Source organism: Bacillus sp. OTU2372, assembly GCF_038440275.1.
Lineage (GTDB): Bacteria > Bacillota > Bacilli > Bacillales > Cytobacillaceae > Neobacillus > Neobacillus bataviensis_B.
On record NZ_JASATK010000012.1, the window covers coordinates 104,896 to 126,862 of the forward strand.

Annotated in this window: 29 protein-coding genes; 19 read left to right on the plus strand and 10 right to left on the minus strand. The window is 42.7% G+C overall.

The window, feature by feature from the left end; genetic code table 11:
- Positions 1–2 precede the first annotated feature (2 nt).
- The gene (locus AAHB15_RS18550; protein ID WP_342043069.1) at positions 3–848 is read left to right on the plus strand and encodes a CheR family methyltransferase; all 846 of its coding nucleotides are present in this window, start codon (positions 3–5) and stop codon (positions 846–848) included.
- An 86-nt stretch (positions 849–934) separates the two neighbouring features.
- Positions 935–2,434: a cardiolipin synthase gene (cls, locus tag AAHB15_RS18555; protein WP_342043050.1), complete on the plus strand. Its 1,500-nt coding sequence runs from the start codon at positions 935–937 to the stop codon at positions 2,432–2,434.
- Positions 2,435–2,528: 94 nt separating this feature from the next.
- On the opposite strand, the gene AAHB15_RS18560 is transcribed toward cls, so the two are convergent.
- A complete protein-coding gene (locus AAHB15_RS18560) occupies positions 2,529–2,783 on the minus strand; it encodes a GlsB/YeaQ/YmgE family stress response membrane protein (RefSeq protein ID WP_144565992.1) in 255 nt (84 codons plus the stop codon).
- A gap of 69 nt (positions 2,784–2,852) precedes the next feature.
- Complete coding sequence (locus AAHB15_RS18565) at positions 2,853–3,200, minus strand: IDEAL domain-containing protein (protein WP_342043051.1); 348 nt, start codon at positions 3,198–3,200, stop codon at positions 2,853–2,855.
- Between the two features lie 144 nt (positions 3,201–3,344).
- Between AAHB15_RS18565 and AAHB15_RS18570 the strand changes: the two genes are divergently transcribed.
- The 5 genes from AAHB15_RS18570 to murA all read left to right on the plus strand — a co-directional run bounded on the left by AAHB15_RS18570 (position 3,345) and on the right by murA (position 6,801).
- Positions 3,345–3,671, plus strand: coding sequence for a general stress protein (locus AAHB15_RS18570; protein WP_335572606.1), 327 nt, complete (start codon positions 3,345–3,347; stop codon positions 3,669–3,671).
- A 67-nt stretch (positions 3,672–3,738) separates the two neighbouring features.
- Positions 3,739–3,918 carry a hypothetical protein gene (locus AAHB15_RS18575; RefSeq protein WP_144565989.1) on the plus strand — a complete coding sequence of 60 codons (180 nt, stop codon included), beginning with the start codon at positions 3,739–3,741 and terminating at the stop codon, positions 3,916–3,918.
- Positions 3,919–4,103: 185 nt separating this feature from the next.
- Positions 4,104–4,337 carry a DUF1146 family protein gene (locus AAHB15_RS18580; protein ID WP_335572607.1) on the plus strand — a complete coding sequence of 78 codons (234 nt, stop codon included), beginning with the start codon at positions 4,104–4,106 and terminating at the stop codon, positions 4,335–4,337.
- Positions 4,338–4,591: 254 nt separating this feature from the next.
- Complete coding sequence (locus tag AAHB15_RS18585) at positions 4,592–5,458, plus strand: YwmB family TATA-box binding protein (RefSeq protein ID WP_342043052.1); 867 nt, start codon at positions 4,592–4,594, stop codon at positions 5,456–5,458.
- 32 nt (positions 5,459–5,490) lie between these two features.
- Positions 5,491–6,801 (plus strand): UDP-N-acetylglucosamine 1-carboxyvinyltransferase, encoded by a 1,311-nt coding sequence (gene murA / locus AAHB15_RS18590; protein WP_342043053.1) that lies wholly within the window; start codon positions 5,491–5,493, stop codon positions 6,799–6,801.
- A gap of 129 nt (positions 6,802–6,930) precedes the next feature.
- On the opposite strand, the gene AAHB15_RS18595 is transcribed toward murA, so the two are convergent.
- Positions 6,931–7,167: a hypothetical protein gene (locus AAHB15_RS18595; RefSeq protein WP_342043054.1), complete on the minus strand. Its 237-nt coding sequence runs from the start codon at positions 7,165–7,167 to the stop codon at positions 6,931–6,933.
- Here AAHB15_RS18595 and spoIID point away from each other — a divergent pair.
- The 4 genes from spoIID to AAHB15_RS18615 all read left to right on the plus strand — a co-directional run bounded on the left by spoIID (position 7,145) and on the right by AAHB15_RS18615 (position 13,635).
- A complete protein-coding gene (gene spoIID / locus AAHB15_RS18600) occupies positions 7,145–8,185 on the plus strand; it encodes a stage II sporulation protein D (RefSeq protein ID WP_335572611.1) in 1,041 nt (346 codons plus the stop codon). The genes AAHB15_RS18595 and spoIID overlap by 23 nt on opposite strands.
- A 789-nt stretch (positions 8,186–8,974) precedes the next feature.
- Positions 8,975–9,928: an NERD domain-containing protein gene (locus AAHB15_RS18605; RefSeq protein ID WP_342043055.1), complete on the plus strand. Its 954-nt coding sequence runs from the start codon at positions 8,975–8,977 to the stop codon at positions 9,926–9,928.
- A 559-nt stretch (positions 9,929–10,487) separates the two neighbouring features.
- Positions 10,488–11,303 carry a peptidoglycan DD-metalloendopeptidase family protein gene (locus AAHB15_RS18610; protein ID WP_420491152.1) on the plus strand — a complete coding sequence of 272 codons (816 nt, stop codon included), beginning with the start codon at positions 10,488–10,490 and terminating at the stop codon, positions 11,301–11,303.
- Between the two features lie 346 nt (positions 11,304–11,649).
- A complete protein-coding gene (locus AAHB15_RS18615; RefSeq protein ID WP_335572644.1) occupies positions 11,650–13,635 on the plus strand; it encodes a penicillin-binding transpeptidase domain-containing protein in 1,986 nt (661 codons plus the stop codon).
- 119 nt (positions 13,636–13,754) lie between these two features.
- On the opposite strand, the gene AAHB15_RS18620 is transcribed toward AAHB15_RS18615, so the two are convergent.
- From AAHB15_RS18620 to AAHB15_RS18635, 4 genes are all read right to left on the minus strand, one after another.
- On the minus strand, positions 13,755–14,165 hold the full coding sequence (locus AAHB15_RS18620; protein ID WP_342043056.1) for a rhamnogalacturonan lyase family protein: 411 nt from the start codon (positions 14,163–14,165) through the stop codon (positions 13,755–13,757).
- Positions 14,065–14,346, minus strand: a complete 282-nt coding sequence (locus AAHB15_RS18625) for a hypothetical protein (RefSeq protein WP_342043070.1) — start codon at positions 14,344–14,346, stop codon at positions 14,065–14,067. Before AAHB15_RS18625 ends, AAHB15_RS18620 begins: the two co-directional genes overlap by 101 nt.
- Entirely contained in the window at positions 14,238–14,573 is a 336-nt protein-coding gene (locus tag AAHB15_RS18630) for a rhamnogalacturonan lyase family protein (RefSeq protein WP_342043071.1), read from the minus strand. Before AAHB15_RS18630 ends, AAHB15_RS18625 begins: the two co-directional genes overlap by 109 nt.
- A 291-nt stretch (positions 14,574–14,864) precedes the next feature.
- Positions 14,865–15,176, minus strand: a complete 312-nt coding sequence (locus AAHB15_RS18635) for an MGMT family protein (protein ID WP_335572614.1) — start codon at positions 15,174–15,176, stop codon at positions 14,865–14,867.
- A gap of 645 nt (positions 15,177–15,821) precedes the next feature.
- On the opposite strand from AAHB15_RS18635, the gene spoIIID reads away from it, so the two are divergent.
- From spoIIID to AAHB15_RS18660, 5 genes are all read left to right on the plus strand, one after another.
- Entirely contained in the window at positions 15,822–16,094 is a 273-nt protein-coding gene (spoIIID, locus tag AAHB15_RS18640) for a sporulation transcriptional regulator SpoIIID (RefSeq protein WP_040207082.1), read from the plus strand.
- A gap of 264 nt (positions 16,095–16,358) precedes the next feature.
- The gene (gene mreB / locus AAHB15_RS18645; protein WP_098527830.1) at positions 16,359–17,360 is read left to right on the plus strand and encodes a rod shape-determining protein; all 1,002 of its coding nucleotides are present in this window, start codon (positions 16,359–16,361) and stop codon (positions 17,358–17,360) included.
- Between the two features lie 265 nt (positions 17,361–17,625).
- Complete coding sequence (locus tag AAHB15_RS18650) at positions 17,626–17,928, plus strand: DNA-directed RNA polymerase subunit beta (RefSeq protein ID WP_335572615.1); 303 nt, start codon at positions 17,626–17,628, stop codon at positions 17,926–17,928.
- Between the two features lie 74 nt (positions 17,929–18,002).
- Positions 18,003–18,437, plus strand: coding sequence for a 3-hydroxyacyl-ACP dehydratase FabZ (gene fabZ, locus AAHB15_RS18655; RefSeq protein WP_335572616.1), 435 nt, complete (start codon positions 18,003–18,005; stop codon positions 18,435–18,437).
- Between the two features lie 103 nt (positions 18,438–18,540).
- Positions 18,541–18,888: a hypothetical protein gene (locus AAHB15_RS18660; protein WP_335572617.1), complete on the plus strand. Its 348-nt coding sequence runs from the start codon at positions 18,541–18,543 to the stop codon at positions 18,886–18,888.
- Positions 18,889–18,922: 34 nt separating this feature from the next.
- Here the strand turns inward: AAHB15_RS18660 and AAHB15_RS18665 are convergent, their stop codons facing one another.
- Both AAHB15_RS18665 and AAHB15_RS18670 read right to left on the minus strand, forming a co-directional pair.
- Positions 18,923–19,183: a hypothetical protein gene (locus AAHB15_RS18665; RefSeq protein ID WP_098527834.1), complete on the minus strand. Its 261-nt coding sequence runs from the start codon at positions 19,181–19,183 to the stop codon at positions 18,923–18,925.
- Between the two features lie 94 nt (positions 19,184–19,277).
- A complete protein-coding gene (locus AAHB15_RS18670; RefSeq protein ID WP_335572618.1) occupies positions 19,278–19,709 on the minus strand; it encodes a YwpF family protein in 432 nt (143 codons plus the stop codon).
- A gap of 245 nt (positions 19,710–19,954) precedes the next feature.
- Between AAHB15_RS18670 and ssb the strand changes: the two genes are divergently transcribed.
- Both ssb and AAHB15_RS18680 read left to right on the plus strand, forming a co-directional pair.
- A complete protein-coding gene (gene ssb / locus AAHB15_RS18675; RefSeq protein WP_335572619.1) occupies positions 19,955–20,329 on the plus strand; it encodes a single-stranded DNA-binding protein in 375 nt (124 codons plus the stop codon).
- Complete coding sequence (locus AAHB15_RS18680; RefSeq protein WP_335572620.1) at positions 20,316–20,540, plus strand: hypothetical protein; 225 nt, start codon at positions 20,316–20,318, stop codon at positions 20,538–20,540. Before ssb ends, AAHB15_RS18680 begins: the two co-directional genes overlap by 14 nt.
- A 432-nt stretch (positions 20,541–20,972) precedes the next feature.
- Here the strand turns inward: AAHB15_RS18680 and AAHB15_RS18685 are convergent, their stop codons facing one another.
- A complete protein-coding gene (locus AAHB15_RS18685; RefSeq protein ID WP_335572621.1) occupies positions 20,973–21,215 on the minus strand; it encodes a helix-turn-helix domain-containing protein in 243 nt (80 codons plus the stop codon).
- A gap of 203 nt (positions 21,216–21,418) precedes the next feature.
- Between AAHB15_RS18685 and AAHB15_RS18690 the strand changes: the two genes are divergently transcribed.
- Positions 21,419–21,868, plus strand: a complete 450-nt coding sequence (locus AAHB15_RS18690) for a hypothetical protein (RefSeq protein WP_335572622.1) — start codon at positions 21,419–21,421, stop codon at positions 21,866–21,868.
- Positions 21,869–21,967 lie beyond the last annotated feature (99 nt).

The following is a 21,967-nucleotide window of genomic DNA, read 5'->3' on the forward strand; positions in this document are numbered from 1 at the left end:
CGATGGAATTTTTGACAGAAAAAGAAGAACTCGCCAACGAATTGCAGGAAGTTGAAATCAACGTGCTGCTTGAAGGACTTTATCAAATGTATGGGTACGATTTTAGAGGGTACGTACGGGCTTCCTTAAGAAGAAGGATTCTAAACCGCATGAAAGCGGAGCGGTTACCAACGATTACTGCCCTCTTGGAAAAAGTTCTGCACGAAAAAGGTTATTTGGAGCGCTTATTAAATGATTTGTCAATCCGGATGACAGAAATGTACCGTGACCCTAGCTTCTTTGCTGTTTTCCGCAGCCAAGTCGTGCCGATTTTGAAGGACCTTCCAGAAATCCGCATCTGGCATGCTGGCTGTGCCACAGGTGAGGAGGTTTACTCGATGGCAATTCTGATGATGGAAGAGGGATTGGCGAAAAAAACGAAAATCTATGCCACTGATATGAATGAAAAAGCATTGTATGCCGCTAAAGAGGGGGCATTTCCTCTAAAGAAAATGCAGCAGTATACAAAAAACTACCTGAAAGCAGGTGGGAAGAAGGCTTTCTCGGAGTACTATACGACCGACCACCAGTATGCTTATTTCAACCCAAGCCTCGAGGAGAACTTGTTTTTCGCGCAGCATAACCTGGTCACGGACGGCTCGTTTAATGAATTTCACGTGATTTTATGCCGAAATGTGATGATATATTTTGATAACGAGCTGCAGCAGCAGGTTCATCACTTAATTCATAGCAGCTTGGCTGAGGGAGGATTCGTTGGCTTCGGCAGTAAAGAGTCGATTCTATTTGTGCCAAAAAGTCTGAAATACGAGGAATTTAATTCACAAGAGAAGATTTACCGAAAGCTATAAATGCCTGCCCCGTCCATGGGGCAGGCGTTTTTGTTTCATAAGCCTCAGAAAAGGGTATTCCATAGGAAAAAAGGGTGACCGCGGTCATGAAAATCAAACGCTTTGAATGGCTTTTTGCAGCCATGATGATAGCCTTTGGCTATTTAGTCCTTTTTATGGATGTTCCTTTTTGGTGGAAGGTACTGTGCTTGACACTTTATGCTGTCATCATTTTTTACACAGTCATAGCTTTGTGGCTAGAAAATCGCCCCGCCCAAACGACACTCTTATGGACTTACATATTACTATTTCTGCCGATCCTAGGCTATATCTTTTATGTGTACTCTGGGCAATTGCTAGTCAAAGGGGAGCTGTTTAAAAGTAAGCGGCTGAGTGACCGAGAGTTGCTAGAAGTCCTAGGGAAAAAACAAAAAAAGCTCGACTTATCCAACCTGAATGACCACCAGCGTAGTTTTGCCAGCTATTTGGAGAAGGTAACCTTGACCGACCAAAACCAGAACACGAAAACCAAGATCCTGCGAAACGGGGCTGATACCTTTCAGGAGATTAAACGGCGGTTAATAGAAGCACAGGACTTTATTCATCTTGAATATTATATTTTCCGCTATGACCGCCTTGGCCAGGAACTAATCGATATTTTAAAGGCGAAAGTAGAGGAGGGCGTCGAGGTGAGGCTGTTGTATGACGCAGTCGGCAGTTTCTTCCTCTCAAAACCGATTGTTAAGAAAATGGAGGAGGCTGGCATCAACGTTCAGCCTTTTTTACCGCTAAATAGAGGCTGGTATAATCAGAAGTTTAACTTCCGCAACCACCGCAAAATCATTGTCATTGATGGACAAGTAGGTTTTGTCGGTGGACTAAACGTTGGTGTCGAATACCTTGGTGAAGACGATGATTTCGGCTTTTGGTGTGACAGTCATGTCGTGCTTGAAGGGGAGGCTGTTCAAACTCTTCATGCAGTGTTTTTGCTAGATTGGAAGTACGCCTGCGGTGAAGTCCTTTTTGAACAAGAGCGCTATCTACGGCCGATACCGGTGGCCGGTGATGGATTAGTGCACGTCGTCGCAACAGGTCCGGAAACACGGGATATGAGCGACCATTACTATTCGATGATCAGCTGCGCCACAAAATCGATCTGGATAGCCACCCCGTACTTCATACCCAACCAGGCCATCCAAACCGCACTCAGAATCGCCGCACAAAACAACATCCAGGTGCGCTTAATGGTGCCTGACACCAATGATGGTTTCCTGACTCAATATGCGACGCAATCGTATTTCCCGGAACTTTTGCGGGCTGGCATTGAGATTTATTCCTACCAAAAGGGCTTTCTACATAAAAAGGTGATTATCGTTGATGGCGATTTGGCCTCGATTGGTACAGCTAATGTGGATATGCGGAGCTTTCATTTGAATTTTGAGGTGAATTTATTTTTAACGGGAACGGACTCGATTAATGATCTTGTCGCCCATTACGAAGAGGACTTGAAGGAATGCCATCGGATCCGTCCAGTAGAGTTTTATAAAAGAGGCTTGGAGGTTAAATGGAAGGAATCATTTGCCAGGTTGTTTTCTGGGGTATTGTAGGGGTATTCGCTGTGGCGAGTACCTTTTTTTTAGGAGTATGATTCATTCAAAATAAAAAGACCGCCGGTTAGGCAGTCTTCACTAATTCCTTTGGTTATGCAGTTTTTCTCATCCCTTTTAGGATAAGGCTTAAGACAAACACGAGGACAATCGCACCGATTAGGGCTGGGAGGATATAGAATCCGCCAATCACTGGCCCCCATCCGCCTAATATCAATGATCCAAGCCATGCCCCTACAAATCCTGCAATAATATTACCGATAATTCCTCCTGGTACGTCACGTCCAAGAATAAGTCCAGCTAACCAGCCGATGATTCCTCCAATAATTAATGACCAAATAAATCCCATGAAAATGTCTCCTTTCTATTTTTCATTGAGTTATGCTAATTAAATACCCGCGAGTTTCGACAATTAAACTTAAAAACTAAACTTATTTTGATTTTCCTTGATGTGCTTCTTGTAGCGGTGCTGGGAATCCTGCAGTGCGTTGTCTAAGAAATGATGACAAAGCTTTAATTCAAACGTTCGCTTTTTAAAGCCTTCTTCATCCCGTTCGTCAAGGCATTGATCAATTTCCCGCTTCAACAGACTGATTTTTGAAATGATTTCAGCTCGGCGTCTTTGATCTTCCTTCCATTTTTGTGAATTTTCCCATTGGTAATCACTTAGTTTGGTTAACCTCCGTCCACACTTGCATAATGTTTCACCTACATTTAGAACCTTAAAATCTTCGTTCCCGCAATTTCTACAAATCAATTTCTTCATATATGCACCTCCACTAATAATAGGTGATTTCTATATACCCACATTGAAAGGGTTCCTAAACTTAGTAGATTTTTAGAAAAATAGGTTTCAATTTAGTTAGAACGGTTATATACGTAACATAAGTTGAAAAAAGGAGGAAACGATATGGAAACAGTTAGAATCGTTGAAAATGGTGTACAAGCAAAGAAGGAAATTGAACAGTTGATCATGCAAGGCTATACAAAAGAAGAAATTTACCTTTTGGCACATGATCGAAACCGCTCAGAGGATTTAACTGATTCACTGGATATTAATGATATTAGTGTTCAGGAACAAGGCGTCCTCGATTCTATCGCAAATGTATTCCGGACGCGGGGAGATGAACTCCGCTCCAAATTAGAGTCACTTGGGTTAACAAGTAATGAAGCAGAACGATATGAAGAAGAATTGGATCATGGCAAGGTCATCGTCGTAGCATCAAAATCAGCATAATATAGAAGAAATCGATAGGAAGCAAAGGTTTCCTATCGGTTTTATAAAAAATAATGAGGTGAGGAAGATGAAATTTTCGAAGCAAAGTTTAGATACATTATTAGGTGTCCACCGAATAGTAAGACATAAAAGAAGTAAGAAACGCAGTTTGGAGGAGTATTTTGAGAATCCGATCATTCACAAGGAGATTCAGGGGGACAGAGTATTTGTTCCATTAAATATAGACCGGGTGTGGAATGAAATATAATTTCGAATTGCCTGTTTAAACAATAGTCTTCTAATGAGGATTACGGTTTAGGCGGGCAATCGTTTGTTTGTAAACCCTTTCCATATTCTGAAAATTACTAAAATTTCCAATCGGTGAATCTTTTCTGGTTTTCACTCGTCTATATGATAGAATATTCATTGGATCTAAAAAAGGAGGACCGTTCGATGGATGATTTTGGGCAAATAGCGCTTGTTAGTATCCTGTCACATATCGTCTTTATTGCGATCGCTTGGTATGCACTGCAGGTAATTCGCTTAGAGAAGCTGTTGAAGCCGAACCATGTGTTCCAGGCGCGATTACTATACATATTATTAGCTATTTTTATCGGTTCATCTGTTAGTAACTTTTTCCTTGATTACCTCCAATGGTCAAAACAGCTGCCCTTGATTTTGCAATAATAGACGCGAGGAAATCATACGGGAGTAAGTAAAATTGGAAGCACGAGAACCGTCCCTTTGCTTCCTTCGACAAAATTGGAAAAAATTTAGGTCTTCTTGCATGTTCCCAATTGGTGAAATTTTGAGTACAATCGAGTTTATGTGGAAAGCTAAGTATGTCCCAAAAAAGTTCATCTTTGTCAAAAAGTGACGACATTTCGAAAGTATTGCTCTCTGGCTGCCTGGCAACAATGGTAGTAAGGGGGAGTAGAGAAATGAAAAGACATTCAATGAACTTTTTATATATGATTACGATTGTATGTTTCATCCTTGTTGCGATGGGAAACCGAACAACTGAAGCCATGGGCGGGCAGAAAGCTGGAAAAGGATTTTTCTCACTTGAAGAGATAGGCCATGTTGGCTCTAATCTTTTAAAAGCGGAGAAGGGTAACGGCAGCGACTCGTCGATTCTTCCAAAAGGCGCCGATGATTTAGCTAAAATTGGCTCTGTTTTGCAAGCCGAACATATTTTGCTCGATGATTGGTCTTTTTATGCACGTGAACATGTGACGGGCATGAAAAGTGTTGAGGAAGTGCAGGAATATGCAAAAAAGCTTCAGCAGAAGTTTCCGGATTGGAAATGGTCTGTAACGAACACCAGCCAGAAGTGGCAGGTGACAGCAGTATCTCCAACATCAAAACACCACCAAGAAACGCTTCAATTGATGTCTTCCCACACAAAACAAACTGTAGATGCGTATATAGTATATAGTGTTCGTGGAAACGAGTGGAACAAGACGACAGAGGGCTTTTTCACTACCAAAACGTTCCGGAATAGGCTTTCTGACATATTTCGAGGCAAACCTACAGTTTTCTCTTGTATGAAAGGCGTTTTCAGTGATAAGATTGATACGGCTTTGGCAAAGAAAGCTGACAGGATCATGTCAGGTTTTAATGCGAGAGAGATCGAAGCGTTAAAAGAGGAGAATTTCATGTCTGTTTCGGCATCATCGCCAATTTTTACAGGCTCCATAGATCACAAATTGCATAACATGAATATACAAATTGGCTTACGCTCCGAAGGATTGGGCAGCAAAACTACCATAGTAGTTGGAACCCCAATCATTACGATTGAATATTAATATAGAGAAAATGGACGCGGAGGGGAATACTCTTGGAAAAGATCATCGTCCGCGGCGGACAAAGGCTATATGGAACGGTTAAAGTTGAAGGTGCAAAAAATGCCGTTTTGCCTGTTCTCGCTGCAACATTATTAGCAAGTGATGGAAAAAGTGTGATACGTGATGTACCTACACTCTCCGATGTATACACAATTAATGAAGTGCTACGTAACTTAAACGCTGAAGTGGCTTTTGACAATAATACAGTTGTTGTTGATGCATCTAGAGTGTTAAAAGAAGAGGCGCCGTTTGAATACGTACGAAAAATGCGTGCGTCGGTCCTTGTTATGGGATCGCTATTGGCTCGAAATGGCCGGGCTCGTGTAGCATTGCCTGGCGGCTGTGCGATTGGATCCCGTCCGATTGACCAGCATCTTAAAGGCTTTGAAGCCATGGGTGCAAAGGTTAAGGTAGGGAATGGCTTTATTGAAGCGGAGGTTGACGGCCGCTTAAAAGGTGCAAAGATTTATTTAGATTTCCCAAGTGTAGGTGCAACAGAAAATATCATGATGGCAGCATCTCTTGCACAGGGTACGACCATTATTGAGAATGTTGCGAAAGAACCTGAGATTGTCGATTTAGCTAATTTCTTGAATAAAATGGGCGCTCGCGTAAAGGGTGCTGGCACTGGTACTTTACGTATTGAGGGCGTGGATGTATTATTCGGCGCCGATCATGCCATTATTCCTGACCGGATTGAAGCGGGTACGTTTATGGTAGCTGCGGCAATTACGGGCGGAGATGTATTGGTTAGAGGTGCTGTGCCTGAACACTTATCTTCTTTGATTGCGAAAATGGAAGAGATGGGCGTTGAGATTCATGAGGAAGCGGATGGCGTTCGTGTCATCGGTCCTGATCGTTTGAAGGCAGTCGATATTAAAACGATGCCGCACCCAGGTTTCCCAACTGATATGCAGTCACAAATGATGGCGTTATTGCTTCGTGCTGAAGGTACTTCTATGATTACTGAAACGGTATTTGAAAACCGTTTTATGCACGTAGAAGAATTCCGCCGCATGAATGCCGATATCAAGATTGAAGGCCGTTCTGTTATTTTAAATGGTCCTTCTAATTTGCAGGGTGCAGAAGTGTCTGCGACTGACCTTCGTGCAGCGGCAGCGTTGATTCTGACTGGTTTAGTATCTGAGGGTGTGACACGCGTGACTGAGTTGAAACACTTAGACCGCGGTTATGTAGACTTCCACGGCAAGTTAGCTGGGTTAGGCGCAGATATCGAACGTGTCAAAGAAGCAGATGAAACATTTGTCGAAGTAAAGAAATATGTTTCTGATATGAATGCTTAAATCTTAATAAAATAGAGTGAAATTTAAGTGAAAGAATCCCTTAGTAGGCAGTCGTCTGATATCCGACGGCTGCGTTACTAAGGGATTCTTTTATTTTACGTCTGGTAATAAGGGAGTGACAGGCACCGTTTAGTAGTTTTCTACATTGGATAAGCTGCTATCGATGCTGTCACCATTTTTATGTTTTCCATTATGTGTAGAGTAGGAACGGTGCCTGTCACCATTTTCAACATGTTTCGCTGAAAAATCTGTAATAAATGCTTGTCCGCTTCCATATGTATGAATGGAGATGTATTCCGGCAGGTTGTGCTGGCTGCAAATTTTACAAACTGGAGGCACGATCATGAATAAAATCAAACCACTCATCGTACTAGCATCGCTCCTCATTGCCTTAACCATCATTATCCCCTGTGTTGTTGTATTACCTTTCTCAGGTGCGCATCAGACGAGCGGAAAGCTAGGAGAAGACCTAACGAAGGCCTCGGCCAAAGAAACGAATACAGCCCCAGGTGTGGACTCGCAGACGGGCATAACCGTATCCGTTTTTCGGTCAGCCAAGGGGGTAACTGAAAAAGTACCTTTTGAAGATTATCTTGTTGGGGTTGTGGCGGCCGAAATGCCTGCAGATTTTAAGGAAGAGGCACTCAAGGCACAGGCGCTGGCGGCACGGACATATATCGTAAACAGATTGGTAAATAAGGATACGATGGGCGTGCCAAAGGGGGCGCAGGTTACGGATACGCAAATCCACCAGGTTTATATGAATGATGCTGAAATGAGGCGAGATTGGGGCCAGGATTATGCTTGGAAAAAGAAAAAGGTCCTCGAAGCAGTTCGCTCGACGGACGGCCAGATTTTAACCTATGCTGGAAAACCGATAGATGCACTCTTCTTTTCAACCGGAAATGGTTATACCGAAGACTCGGAGGATTACTGGGCAGGCAGTATTCCTTATTTGCGGAGTGTCGCGAGTCCATGGGATAAAGAGTCACCGAAGTTTTCCAATCAAAAGGTGATAACGGTGAGAGCGTTTGAAGCGAAGCTCGGTGTGAAAATTGGCTCAAGTTCGACGATCGGAAAAATTGTCGCCCGTACCACTGGAAAAAGGGTTGCGAAAGTAAACTTTAATGGCAAGGTGTTAACGGGTAAGGATATTCGTGAAAAATTGGATCTGAAGTCGTCCGATTTTTCTTGGCAGCGGAAGGGTAATAATATTGTGATTACGACGAAGGGCTTCGGGCATGGTGTTGGCATGAGTCAATACGGTGCGAACGGTATGGCCGAGGATGGGTCGGATTATAAGGAGATCGTGAAGCATTATTATAAAGGGGTAGAGATTGCCTCTGCAGAGAGTATGTTATCTACTTTAACTGCGCAAAAATAATGTGATCTGAGCCAGGTAGTGAGCCTGGCTTTTTGGTGTTTAGTGGTTGTCGGGAGGTGGTGGGGGGGAATTGGTAAAGGGTGTCCGGTACAAATGAAAATTGGCAGGTATTTTTTTAAAATGGCAGGTATTTTGTTCAAAGTGGCAGATAAAGGATTCTTTCTTTTAAAATGGTAACTTCCACAGAGGAAGAGAAGGTACCCCACGGAGTACCTTTTTGGGGAGTGTCTGATAAATTGAAAAAAGTGTCTGGTAAAAATGAAAATTGGCAGGTATTTTTTGGAAAAGGCAGGTATTTGGTTCAAAGTGGCAGGTAAAAAGGCCTTTCTTTTAAAAGTGGAAACTTCGACAGGAGAAGAGAAGGTACCCCACGGAGTACTTTTTTGGGGAGTGTCCGGTAAATTGTAAAAAGAGTCCGGTAAAAATAAGAATTGGGCGGTATTTTTGAAAAAAGGCAGGTATTTGGTTCAAAGTGGTAGGTAAAGAATCCTCTCTTTTAAAAACGGAAACTTCGACAGGAGAAGAGAAGGTACCCCACGGAGTACTTTTTTGGGGAGTGTCCGGTAAATTGTAAAAAGAGTCCGGTAAGAATAAGAATTGGCCGGTATTTTTGAAAAAAGGCAGGTATTTGGTTCAAAGTGGTAGGTAAAGAATCCTCTCTTTTAAAAACGGAAACTTCGATCCCAATAATCCACCATCTTCAAAATAATTCATAAAATCGACAAATAATTCGTGCAGGAAATCGGGTAAAAGTAAAGAAGTTTTATAAAAAAGAAAGGAATGATGTATTTGTTTGCGAAAGAACTCACACTTCCAGTACTTATTCAAAAAATCCAAGCACTTGACACTCGGATTACCCCCAACCACCCCATTCGACCCACACTAATAAATGAATACAAAAGTCGACTAGCGGGATACAAGGGTGAAAAATCACTAGATTTCTATCTGAGCATGCTACCCGAGGAAAAATATCTTATTTTCCACCACCTCCGACTTCCGTTAGGCATATACTATTTTCAGATTGATATCCTCCTACTAACCACCACCTTTGGCCTCATCCTTGAAGTCAAAAATAGAATCGGTGAATATCACTTTAAAAAATACCTCAATCAGACCACAATTCAAACACCCGGTAAAGAAGAGCGCATTCCAAATCCCGTACTGCAAGCAAAACTTCAGGCCCTAAAGCTTAGCAAATGGCTCAAGAAGCACCATTTTGGTGAATACCCAATCTATTACCAATTTGTTAACAGCAACGAAAAAGCACTTATTAGAGTCGAGCAGGGGAACGAGCAGATTCTCCGGTTTATCTGTAACAGCGAGGGACTCGTCGAAAAAATCAACCAAACCGCAAATATGAATCAAAAGGAAAAGCTGAATCAAAAAGAACTCCGCAAACTTAAGCGCCTCCTATTAGCGAGCCATACTCCTGAGAATACCGACATCCTCGACCATTTCCACCTATCCCAAGATGAAATCCTTACCGGCGTCCACTGTCCTAAGTGCGGGTGCCTAGCCATGAGCTACAAATACGGTACGTGGGTATGCCCTCATTGTAAAAATAAATCCAAAACCGCTCACATCCAAGCAATTAATCACTACTTTCTCTTATGTAAGCCGACCATAAGCAATCAAGAGCTTCGCCATTTTTTTCAAATAGACTCCCCAAAGACCGCACACCGAATTCTGCGCCAGCTGGGATTAGCCTATACCGGATCCTACAAAGACAGAAAATATTTCTAAAATTACGTTATTATGTGAATATATATAAAAAAGGGGGAGAGATTTTAAAAAAAATACTAACGATAATAATTACTTTAATCGTGTTAATGGTACTTACCCTTGGAATCACTCACTATACGAATACCAAATTCATTGATTATGCCTTTGTAGTGGGCTTTGCGGCAAGGGTTGTTATCTGGTTCTTCACCTCCAAGGGGGGCGTAACCACCAGAATCGTTGATGGAAGCATCCAGAGCTCAACTGGGGTTAAAACGCATGGAGAAAAGTTTGAGTTTTCACCCAGCCTAGTATTCATCACCTCTTTGGCCTATACAATCCTATCATTCGCCAGCATGCTATTTTACTACCGCTCCTATTTATAACGTCAAAAAAGAGCTTGGGGATCCAAGCTCTTTTTTTCAAAACATATGCAAACACCCCAGCCCCATAAACTACCCCTGAAAAATTTTTACAAAAAGAATGCATAAAAACATCCTCACTGTCGAAAAATAAGTTTTAAAAATTTTTTTATCGCCGTGTATATAATTCTACTTATCTGTTCAGAATGATTGCTGAGGTGATGAAAATGAGAGAGGAAGAAAACAAGCGATCTTCTCAAAGTTCCAGTGTAAAGCGCTTTTTCAAAAAGCGTTGGGTATTTCCAGCCATTTATATCGCAAGTGCAGCAATCATTTTAACCGGGGTTCTATGGTATCAATCATCAAGCAGCAACACAAATAAGTATGATTACAAGGCCACTGACCTTTCCGGTAAAAAGAACGACGCTCCAGCAGTTGAAGTCAACAAAGCAATTGAAAACTTCAAAATGCCAGTAGCAAACGCCGATGATGCTGTCGTAAAAACCAAATTCTATGATTTCCAAGGCAAAGCAGCAGACCAGGAATCGGCATTAGTATTCTACAATAATACGTATGTACCGAATACTGGTATCGACATCACAACGAAAAAAGGCGAAAGCTTTGATGTGACCGCATCACTTAGCGGAACCGTTACACGTGTCGAAGAAGATGCAACCCTAGGTAATGTCATTGAAATCGATCATGACAATGGAATTGTTACACAATACCAATCTGTTAAAGACATAAAAGTGAAGGTTGGCGACCAAGTAAAACAAGATCAAGTTATTGCCAAGGCTGGACAAAGCTTGTTCAATGAAAAAGCTGGAACCCATGTACATTTTGAAATCCGTAAAGACGGTGTAGCAGTAAATCCAACAAACTACTTCGAAAAATCGTTGAGCACACTGCAAGAAGACACCCTTACGAATGATAGTAAAGAATCATCAAAAACTCCGGACGTAAAGCAAGACCAACAAAAAATTGAAGATCCGGCTACAAATGATTCAAGCAACTCTACAGATAACAGCAACTCATAATAGCTTTGCAAAGGGGAAGGGGAATAAATACTTTCCTCTTTTTTTTGTGTGCAGGTTAGCGCGGGGACGGTACTCATGCTTCGGAAGCATGAGTACCGTCCCCGCGCTCCCTTTTTGAGCAAAAAAAATCCGGCACCAAGGCCGGATTATCAAAGGGGGTTTGAATAAGTGTGAATAAACATAGTATAGCGCCTAGATATGAACAAACTATTAATAAACGATTAATATTTTCTTAAATGTGACATTCGATGTAAATGGGGCTTGGACACATTTTTTACATTAAAACCGTTTCCTTGTGCATATATGTTAAAATGGTAATAAAAGGAGGGATTTGGTTTTGAAAAAAATGATAGGGATCCTGCTCCTGCTCATCATTACAGCTCTTGCAGGCTGCAGTAAGGAACCCACCCCAGAACAACGATTCTCCGATTACATAGCCTTATGGAACCAGCAAAAGTTTACGAAAATGTATGATTATCTTTCTAGTGATGTAAAAAAGAATATCACCAAGGAACAGTTTGCAAGTCGTTATCAAAAACTCTACGCTGACCTTCAGATTAACAACCTCAAGATTGACTTCAAAAAGCCGAAAGAGAGTCAGGGCGACAAGGAACAAGCCCAATATTCTTTTACCACCAGCATGGATAGTATCGCTGGACCGATAAAATATACACAGCAAGCTAGATTGCAAGAAGAAAAAAGAGACGCTAACAAGAACTGGTATGTAGAATGGAATACCGAGTTTATTTTTAAAGGATTGAAGGAAGGCGACACGATTGGCGTAAGCACGACGGCGCCGAAACGAGGTGAGATCCTTGACCGTAACGGCTCGGGTCTGGCGGTGAATGGCCAGGTGTACGAGGTCGGAGTGGTCGCAGGAAAAGCGGATGATCCTGTCATTGCGCAGTTGGCGCCTTTGTTAAAAATGACACCAGAGCAGATTAAGAAGGCGCTCGGGTCAAGCTGGGTGAAACCGGGGCAGTTTGTGCCTTTGAAGAAGGTGTCGATGAACGATAAAGAACGGATCACGCAGTTGGTGGCGTTGGAGCCGGTGCAGACACGCAAGGTAGATGCGCGCGTTTATCCTTACGGGCAGTCCGCGGCACAGCTTGTCGGCTATGTCGGGGCGATTACAGCCGATGAGCTTGAGAAGCTCAAAGATAAGGGCTACACAAGCAGCGATGTGATTGGAAAGCGCGGCCTTGAACAGGTGCTGGATGAGCAACTGAAGGGGACGAGCGGCGTGAAGATTGTCATCAAGAAGAAGGCCGCCGGGGCAGCGAATGTGGTGCTGGCCGAGAAGCCGGTGGTTGACGGCAAGGATGTCAAGCTGACGATTGATGCTGAGATGCAGAAATCGGTGTTTACCGAGATGGGCGGCGAGGCGGGGGCTTCGGCAGCGATGAACCCGTTGACTGGTGAGACACTCGCGCTTGTCAGCAGCCCGTCGTTTGACCCGAATCAGGCGGTGCTCGGTTTTTCTGCGGAAGAATGGAAGACGCTTCAGGATGATCCGAAGAAGCCGTTGACGACTCGATTTAAACAGGCATATGCACCGGGATCGGTGATGAAACCTTTGACGGCCGCGGTCGGTTTGGCGAATGGTACGCTTGTGCCAGGTGAAGCGGTGCCGATTATCGGTAAGCAATGGCAAAAGGATAAATCCTGGGGCAACTACTTTGTGACGAGGGTTCATGCCGGAACGGATCCTGTGAACCTGGAAAAGGCGCTTGTGTATTCAGATAATATTTATTTTGCGCAGGCAGCATTGAAAATCGGGAAAGACAAGTTTGTCGAGGGATTGAAGAAGTTTGGCTTTGAAGAGGAGCTCGGGTATCCGTATCCTCTTGAGAAGTCGATGACCGGTTCGATGGGAAATGATATCGCGCTTGCTGACTCAGGCTACGGCCAGGGTCAGGTGCAGATGAGTATCGTTCATTTGATGGCCTCCTATACGCCTTTTGTGAATAGCGGCAATATGATTAAACCGATTTTGCTGGCGGATGAGCAGCAGGGGCAGGTTTGGAAGGAAGCGGTGGTTTCGGCTGATAATGTCGGAGTGATAGGAGCGGATTTGCGCAAGGTTGTAAGCGATGCAGCCGGAACGGCGCATGCTGCTGAGATTTCTGGGTATCCGCTCTCAGGCAAGACGGGGACGGCGGAGATCAAGCTGAAGCAAGGTGAAACGGGCACGGAAAATGGCTGGTTTATTGCTTATAATTCGGATAATCCGAGCTTGATGGTGGCAATGATGGTCGAGAATGTCCAAGGCCGGGGCGGATCGCAGGTGCCGGTGAAGAAAGTGAAGAGTTTGTTTGAGAAATGGAAATAAGATGGGAGCACAAGTGAGGTTTTTATGTCACTTGTGCTTTTTTATTGGATAAAAAGGGGGGATTTTAGGAGCAGGGGAATTAGGGCTTACCTGCCGGTCTTGTGAACTTACCTGCTATTTTAAAAATACCAGCCGATTCCGTTTTTGTACAAAGGATCCTGCATCAAGGTATACAGTCTGTAGTTAGTCGGGGTGGTCGTACTAAACACTCTAAGCTCTGTATCGTCCGTTGTTGGAAGGAGAACCTCTTCACGCCAGTCTCCAAGGATATCAGCTTGCAGCGTTGGCGTCGCCTTTGTACCGTTATTACTGTGAACACCTGCAAAAGATTTTAAAGGATACACCTTACCTGTGTTCTCGTTATATTTCGTAATAGATGTATCATCTTGTAATTCCTGGAACAGGTTGCCATCCCAATAAAGGGCAAAGTTAGTCGATAGTCCGCTTGGCTTTTTGTCTGCTTCGACATCGCCTTGGACATGGTGTAAATCCCACCGCCAGTTGCAAACGTCGAGCCAGTAGCTCCCCAATACTCATAACCGGGGCTTGTGGTGTTGTTTGCCGCCACACCACGGCCTGCATCAACAGAGCATAGTAGGACATCAAGGTTTCCCCTGTTGCCCCGTCATGGAGCTCCTCAGAGGCAACAGCCGGAATTTCATGAACTTCAAAGACACTAAGTCCTTCGCGGTCAGGATCAAATGCCCCAATATGTGAAGCGTCACCATGAGAGCCTTGTTCGCGCCCCATATTACCGTCCGTAGCATAGAGATTGCTGCCGCCTGATCAAGCGTCAACGAGCCAGTAAAAATTTCATCAAAGCCATCGTTATCCACATCACCAGTGGCTAAATTGTGGAAACCTAAGCTGCCGCCGCGGCCTTCTTTAGCAGAGTCAAAAGTCCACTCCTGAGAATGTTTTCTAAGACAATTGAAAATTTTCCCCTTTTCTTCGTTAGATTGTGATTACCAATTGGATGCAAACGATTTTAAAAAATAAAACCCTAGTAAAACATCCATAACGTTATGAATGTTAGCACCAGGCTGATCAGCCCGTTGTGATACATTTTTGCAGTAAAAAAACCTTGGGGCTCAAGGCTTTTACGAGATTTGGACTTTTTTTCTGTGATGTTACTTTTTTGAAATGTAGTTCTTTGGATTCTGCCGCGAGGAATATTCTGGGAAATTCCTCCTAAGTTTGATAGGGCCTGTTGGAAGAGCAGATCATCTCTATTCCTCAGGGTGAAATTGATATTTTTTTAAATCAATGACGCCATTCAGGCCAATTTCAACACCTTCACTTTCGAGGGAGAACAGCTGCTCATGGTAAGATTCGTCGTCTGATAGGGCGATCTTGCCTTGGCTGTTGATAACACGGTGCCAAGGAAGCTTATATTTCCTGCTCATGGAGTGAAGGACACGAACAACCTGGCGGGCGGCACGTGGGCTTCCGGCAAGCGCGGCGATTTGGCCATACGTCATGACCTTGCCCTCCGGGATGCTGCGAATAATTTGTATGACATTTTCCGTAAATGGGGTCATGAAGTGAGTTCCTTTCCAATTAATTATTAAGTGAGCATAATTTATGATAGGACCATTATATAATATTTTGAACAGGCAAGTAGAGTCTTCCCGGGGCTGGACGAGCGGGGGAATTTAAATTTTTCCAAGCCATTTTTCGCAAAAATCGATAAACAAATTGCATTAAAATAATATTTTTCAAAAAAATCCTTCGACAAAATTCTTCACAAGTTATTAGGCCATTCTAATTTTGAATAGGGGGGAACCCTTGGGAGACGTGGGTTTCCGGCGAATGTCGAAAAAATTGAAAATGTCCTATTTTCAAAAGGTTTCCTGACCCGCCTTGTCCCGATTGTCTATTTTGTGCATAAACCCTTATCCAAGCTAATAAAATGGTTACAAACCTTTACAAAGAGAGTGTTTGAGGTGAGGAGTCGTTTGAAGATAGCGGGTATTCAGCCGGGGACATGATTATTCATTGTATTGACAGAAGGTAACCACTTTCTGCCGTGTGGAACAAATATGCAACCAGTGTCCGCCTAGCGTGGATAATGTCTTTTTGTGGTGCCTGTCACCATTAATACTACACACGGAAGTAGAATTCGTCGAAGTGATAAGCGGGTCTCATTTCACACTTCTCACATCCAATTTAGGGAGGGCGAGAGTGTGCACGATTACATCAAAGAGAGAACTATCAAGATTGGAAAGTATATCGTGGAGACGAGGAAAACGGTTCGCGTCATTGCGAAGGAGTTTGGCGTATCCAAAAGTACGGTCCATAAGGATTTGACAGAAAGACTTCCTGAGATTAATCCAGATTTGGCAAATGAGGTAAAGGAAATACTTGATTACCATAAATCAATTCGTCACCTCAGGGGTGGAGAGGCGACAAAAATGAAATATCAGAAAGAAGAAAAGGAAGGTGAGGCTGTAAAGTAAGTTTAAGCCACTTTCCAAAGGAACCTCATTTAACTGGACCTTCCATTGAAGCCTAAAAAAGGTGAAACAAGCAATCTGATCCCAGATTGCTCTTTTCATGCAAACAGTTCGATTTTTTTATCCGGAACTCCTAAGCTTCAACAAAATCCTCCAAAAAGACATTATAATTACATTAAATTGTTATGGAAAACTTAAGGAATATGGTACAATTGTCAATTAGGGAAAGTATCTGGATTTTTGTTTCCAAGGAGGAAAGAAAAGAGAATGTTTGCAAGGGATATTGGGATTGACTTAGGAACGGCCAACGTGCTAATTCACGTAAAAGGCCGTGGAATTGTACTGAATGAACCTTCCGTCGTGGCGATTGATAAAAATACAAATAGGGTTTTAGCTGTAGGTGAAGAAGCACGCCGCATGGTCGGCCGTACACCTGGAAACATCGTGGCGATCCGACCGCTTAAAGATGGCGTAATCGCTGACTTTGATGTGACAGAAGCGATGCTAAAGCACTTTATAAATAAATTGAACGTAAAAGGCTTTTTATCGAAGCCTCGCATCCTAATTTGCTGTCCAACGAACATCACTAGCGTTGAGCAAAAGGCGATCAGGGAAGCTGCTGAAAAAAGCGGCGGTAAAAAGATTTACTTGGAAGAAGAGCCAAAGGTGGCGGCAATTGGTGCCGGAATGGACATCTTCCAGCCAAGCGGTAACATGGTAGTAGATATCGGGGGAGGAACAACAGATGTAGCCGTACTTTCAATGGGCGATATCGTGACTTCCTCCTCCATCAAAATGGCCGGCGATAAGTTCGACATGGAGATCCTCAACCATATCAAGCGCGAGTATAAGCTATTGATCGGGGAGCGCACGGCTGAAAATATTAAAATTAACATCGGTACCGTTTTCCCAGGTTCCCGCAAAGAGGAAATGGAAATTCGCGGCCGTGACATGGTGAGCGGACTGCCTCGTACCATTACCGTTTATTCTGAAGAAATCGAAGGCGCATTGCGTGAATCAGTGGCTGTTATCGTTCAAGCAGCAAAAAGTGTACTTGAGCGTACCCCGCCAGAACTTTCTGCCGATATTATTGACCGCGGTGTGATTCTAACCGGAGGCGGTGCATTACTGCACGGCATCGACATGCTCCTTGCTGAAGAACTTAAGGTACCGGTATTGGTTGCTGAAAACCCAATGGATTGCGTAGCAATCGGCACAGGCATCATGCTTGATAACATTGACCGCATTCCAAACCGCAAACTAGGATAAACATCAACCCAACAAAAGTCTAATGAACCAGGCTGGACAAGCCTCACGTCATTGGGCTTTTTTATTTTGGGGCATGGGGGACGGTTCTTCCGCTTCCAAAGAAGCATGGGAACCGTCCCCCTGCTCCTTCCCTGCTCCTTCCAGAAAAAAAATAATGAGTATTTCGGAATAATTTTTTATAATAGAGATATTAAACCGGTTATAATATGTATTAACTCGCCAAATTCGTGGAAAGCGCGGAATTTGGTTAAAGGGGAATTAATGAATGACAGGAAATAATGGACAAGTCAGAACGAGAGAAGAACATAAAAAGGCAAAACAAGAGGTACTGCAATCTACCAAAGTGGTGGAAAAGACAGATTCCGCACCAGCGCCTCAAGCCAATAAACGGGTTCGGATTCGTTTGATTCCGATCTGGCTTCGTCTTGTTCTTTTAGTAGTTAGTGTATTTATCTGTGTGACAGCGGGAGCAGCGGTTGGATATGGTATGCTTGGCGGCGGAGATGTGGGAGATGTATTTAAAGGATCAACATGGACACATATAATGGATTTAGTCGATAAGAAATAATCAGGAAGGGAGCAATTGCCCTTCCTATTTCTATATAGTAGAATGGAATCAGTTACTAGGAGGAGGTACTAAATATGTTGGATATCGAACAAATCAAAGAAATCATCCCGCACCGCTACCCATTTTTACTTGTCGACCGTATCTTGGAAGTGGAAGAGGGCAAGAGAGCGATCGGTATAAAGAATGTGTCTGCTAATGAAGAGTTTTTTAACGGTCACTTCCCAGATTATCCTGTTATGCCTGGCGTACTCATCGTTGAGGCACTTGCACAGGTCGGGGCTGTCGCGATGTTAAAAAAAGAAGAGAACCGCGGCCGCTTAGCTTTTTTTGCAGGAATTGACAATTGCCGTTTTAAAAAACAAGTTAAACCTGGTGATCAGCTTCGCCTGGAAGTGGAAATGACTCGTTTGCGCGGACCTATTGGCAGGGGTAAAGCCGTTGCGACGGTTGACGGTGAAATTGCTTGTGAAGCAGAAATCACCTTTGCACTTGGAGACAAAAAGGAATAGTTTACAACAGCGGCTGGGGAATCTCAGTCGTTTTTTTGGATAAAAGTAATCAATTGGAGGGTACCCTAAGAAGGCAAATCAGTTTGCGAAAGGGGACCTTACTTTGAAGAAAAAGCTTTTTCAATTACTCATTGGTTCTATCTTGTCAGGGGTAGTTTTAGTCGGATGTAACAACAATGATGATGATAAAAATGCGCCAATCACCGATAACAAAGTTAGGAATAATATCCAAAATCCTGCGGATAACAACCTAAGGGATGACAACAACGATAATTTGATCGACAATAATAATATCGATGACGATGACGTTAACGACAATGATCGTTTTAGAAATACAAATGACACAAACACCGACACCGACAAAGACCCTGTGAAAGACATCAACACAAAGCAGGAAGAAATCATTGAAGATGACCTTGATCGGAATGATCGAGACAACCGAGATCGTTAAAAAAAAGGGACAGGCGTGCTGCCTGTCCTTTTCCTCAAGAAAATCCGTTGACCATTAATGCCGCAGCTAAAGCAATCAGGACAATAATCACAACATAGACAAGAATCGCGAGTATCGTAATGATCCATCCTGCTACCTTACGGCCTGTTTTGATAAAATAAATCCCAAGCGCAATCGGGCCAAAGATAAACCCTAAAATGGCCCACAACCAGCGGCTCTTGTTATGCTTAGGTGCATCAATAAATAAAAAAATGGCAAATGCTAAACTAATAAGAAAGCCAATTAAACTCTCCAAAAAAACTCCCCCTTTGTCATTTAAGTATCCCCTAAAAATACCCAAAAAGGCAACAAAAAAATTGACAAATAAAAAAACCAGCCAGGGCTGGTTTCTAAGGATTCTTCACTTTGATTTTTGGTTTACTTTGCATTTTTTCCTTGAATTCTTTAAGTAGTTCCGGTCCTTTGAGCCCCTTTTCAATCAGGCTGTCGAGCAATAGCTCAGAATAATCACTCTTATTCCGGCGCAACTGGCCTTGAAACAGGACACTTATATGTTTTTCGAATTTAATCAGCGAGCAAATCTTGGTTTGAAAATAGGCAGGGGCGTTCTCTTTCTTGGTGATAACCGCTTCAATGATGATATCACGGTCCTCCTCGGAGATTTTTTTAAAATAATCATAGAGGGACAGGTCTGTATAAGCTTCAAGCAGCCAGGTGGAGTGTTCGTCTTCTTTGTTCAAAATTAAGCCATCCACTAATGGGATTTCCACTGAATTTCCATCATCCACTACATCCAATGAGTATAATTTAAAAGATTTCATCGCTACCTCCTATATCATTTTTCCTAATTATAACATATGTCGTTAGAAAGCAAATGTCGAAAAGTTTTTGTCGAAACTTGGTTAATCTAGGTTAACAGGGAAAAACGAGTAGATGAATGACGAAAACAGGGAGGATAAATTGAAATTCATGACAAAAACAGTCCTGATAATTGCCTTATCGTCATTTTACACCAGTGTAACAAAAGCGCTATGATAAAGCCATCAAATGGTGAAGGAGTGAAAGCATGATCAACCAAGTCACACTTGTCGGCCGGTTAACCCGAGATCCAGAATTAAGAAAGACGACAGAAGGAACGGCTGTGACGCAAATTACGCTTGCTGTGAATCGCCCGTTTCGCAATCATAATGGTGAGTTTGAGACGGACTTTGTTCAGTGTACAATTTGGCGGAAGGCGGCAGAAAACACATGCCAATACTGTCGAAAAGGAGCGGTGGTAGGAATTACCGGCAGACTGCAATCGCGCAATTACGATAATAAGGAGGGCAAAAGGGTATATGTCACGGAAGTAGTGGCGGAAACCATCCGTTTCCTAAGTGCCAAGCCGCACGATGTGGTACCGGAACCAAAAAAGGAGGAGACAGCCGTTGGGATTTCATGAGGATGACCTTAACAATCTGGAGCAGCTGCTTGAGAGTTTAATTAAAATGGTTGGTAAGGCCAATAAAAATGTGGACAGCCTGCAAGTCCGGGTCCGTCAGTTAGAATGTCTGATTCGGGAGCAGCAGCATATCATCAAGGAACGAGACCCCCTAGTAATCTACCCAAGGCATCATCACCATTCTCCTGGAAAATTTCCATTACATCTATGACCTGCTATTGAATTTCACCCTTTGGGGCTCGTGTAACAGCGAGTTTAAAAAATATATTCATTTTCCCTTAGTATAAAAAATCAAACATTTCCCCGATGTATCCCCGTCATTCCGGCATCTTATATGATGCCGATTTTTTTATAATTTTTCTGAATAATAAAGGTATAGAATTCAGCGGACAGGGCAAACTAGTTGAAAAACCCCCCTGTTTTTTAAAAAAGAAGCCGCTGAATTCGTATCAGCGGCTTTTTTGATGTCACATTTTGTCTTTATGCTTCTTATTTACTCTTATAAACGTAATAAAGGCGTCGGAATAGAAACTTTTGCGTTTAGGGTGCATGAGGTGGAGCTCGACAAGCGCCTTTTTTAAATCAGGCTCATCCTGCAAAAGCTGAAGAATCATGCCAACATCCGGATCCTCGAGTTTTTCCTTTAATACAAATCCAGGTGAGGTGCCTCTACATTTGGCAGAAGCTGATTGAGTTCATCTACTAGATACTCTTTTTCTACCTTATAGATCTCCGCAAATTGTATGACAGTTTGGTAGTTGGGAATCGCTTTTCCTGTTTCGTAACGACTAATCGTTGACCGGTGCATTTTCATCATGTCCGCCAGTGTTTCTTGCGACCAGTTTTGCTTATCACGCAGTTCTCTTAATTTTTCTGATAGAGCCATCTCTTTCACCGCCGTAAAAACCATTCTTGTTTTTAACTTAACGGTTTAATAGTTTGAAAAACTGTAATGTGAACGTTGTGTGAAAATCATGCACAAATGGGGAAATAGGATGCTTTTCGAAAGGGGGACTAAAGGAATAAAGGATATTATTGTCGAATAATAAAATCTGGTGTAACTAATTGTCATTAATGGGGGTTTTGTGTTTGGAGAATAATAGCAAATTGATGTTTATTGGGGAAATTATTAATAGCCAAGAAATACGGATTACGAAAAAACCGAGCATTTACGATGCATTCTTATTATCAGAAAAGACATTCTCAACCTTCCCATCATCCATGAACGATTCCTATCAATCGGTCCCACTAGAGGAACAAGCCAATATTTCAATCCATATTAAATCTTACCATATCATACTCTCCTACGAGCACAATTCCTTGCGAATAGCAGAAAGCAGCAAAATTCTTACGGAAGAAGAAGTTGTACAAGTATTCAGCAATTTTATTATGAAGAAAGGGGACAGGATTACCTATTTAGGGACCTCACCCTATCGTAAAACACGGCCGCGAAAAAAGAAAAAAGAGCGCATCCTTGTCGTAGAAAAGCCGGTGCCTGTCACCGTAAATGGTATTTTCACTGTATTAAACTGTAATTAACTATATTAAAATATGGAGTTTGGTCATATATCCACGCTGCCCAAAAGTTGACACTGTTATGCCACAGATTAGACACTTTTTATAGAAATAAGACAAATT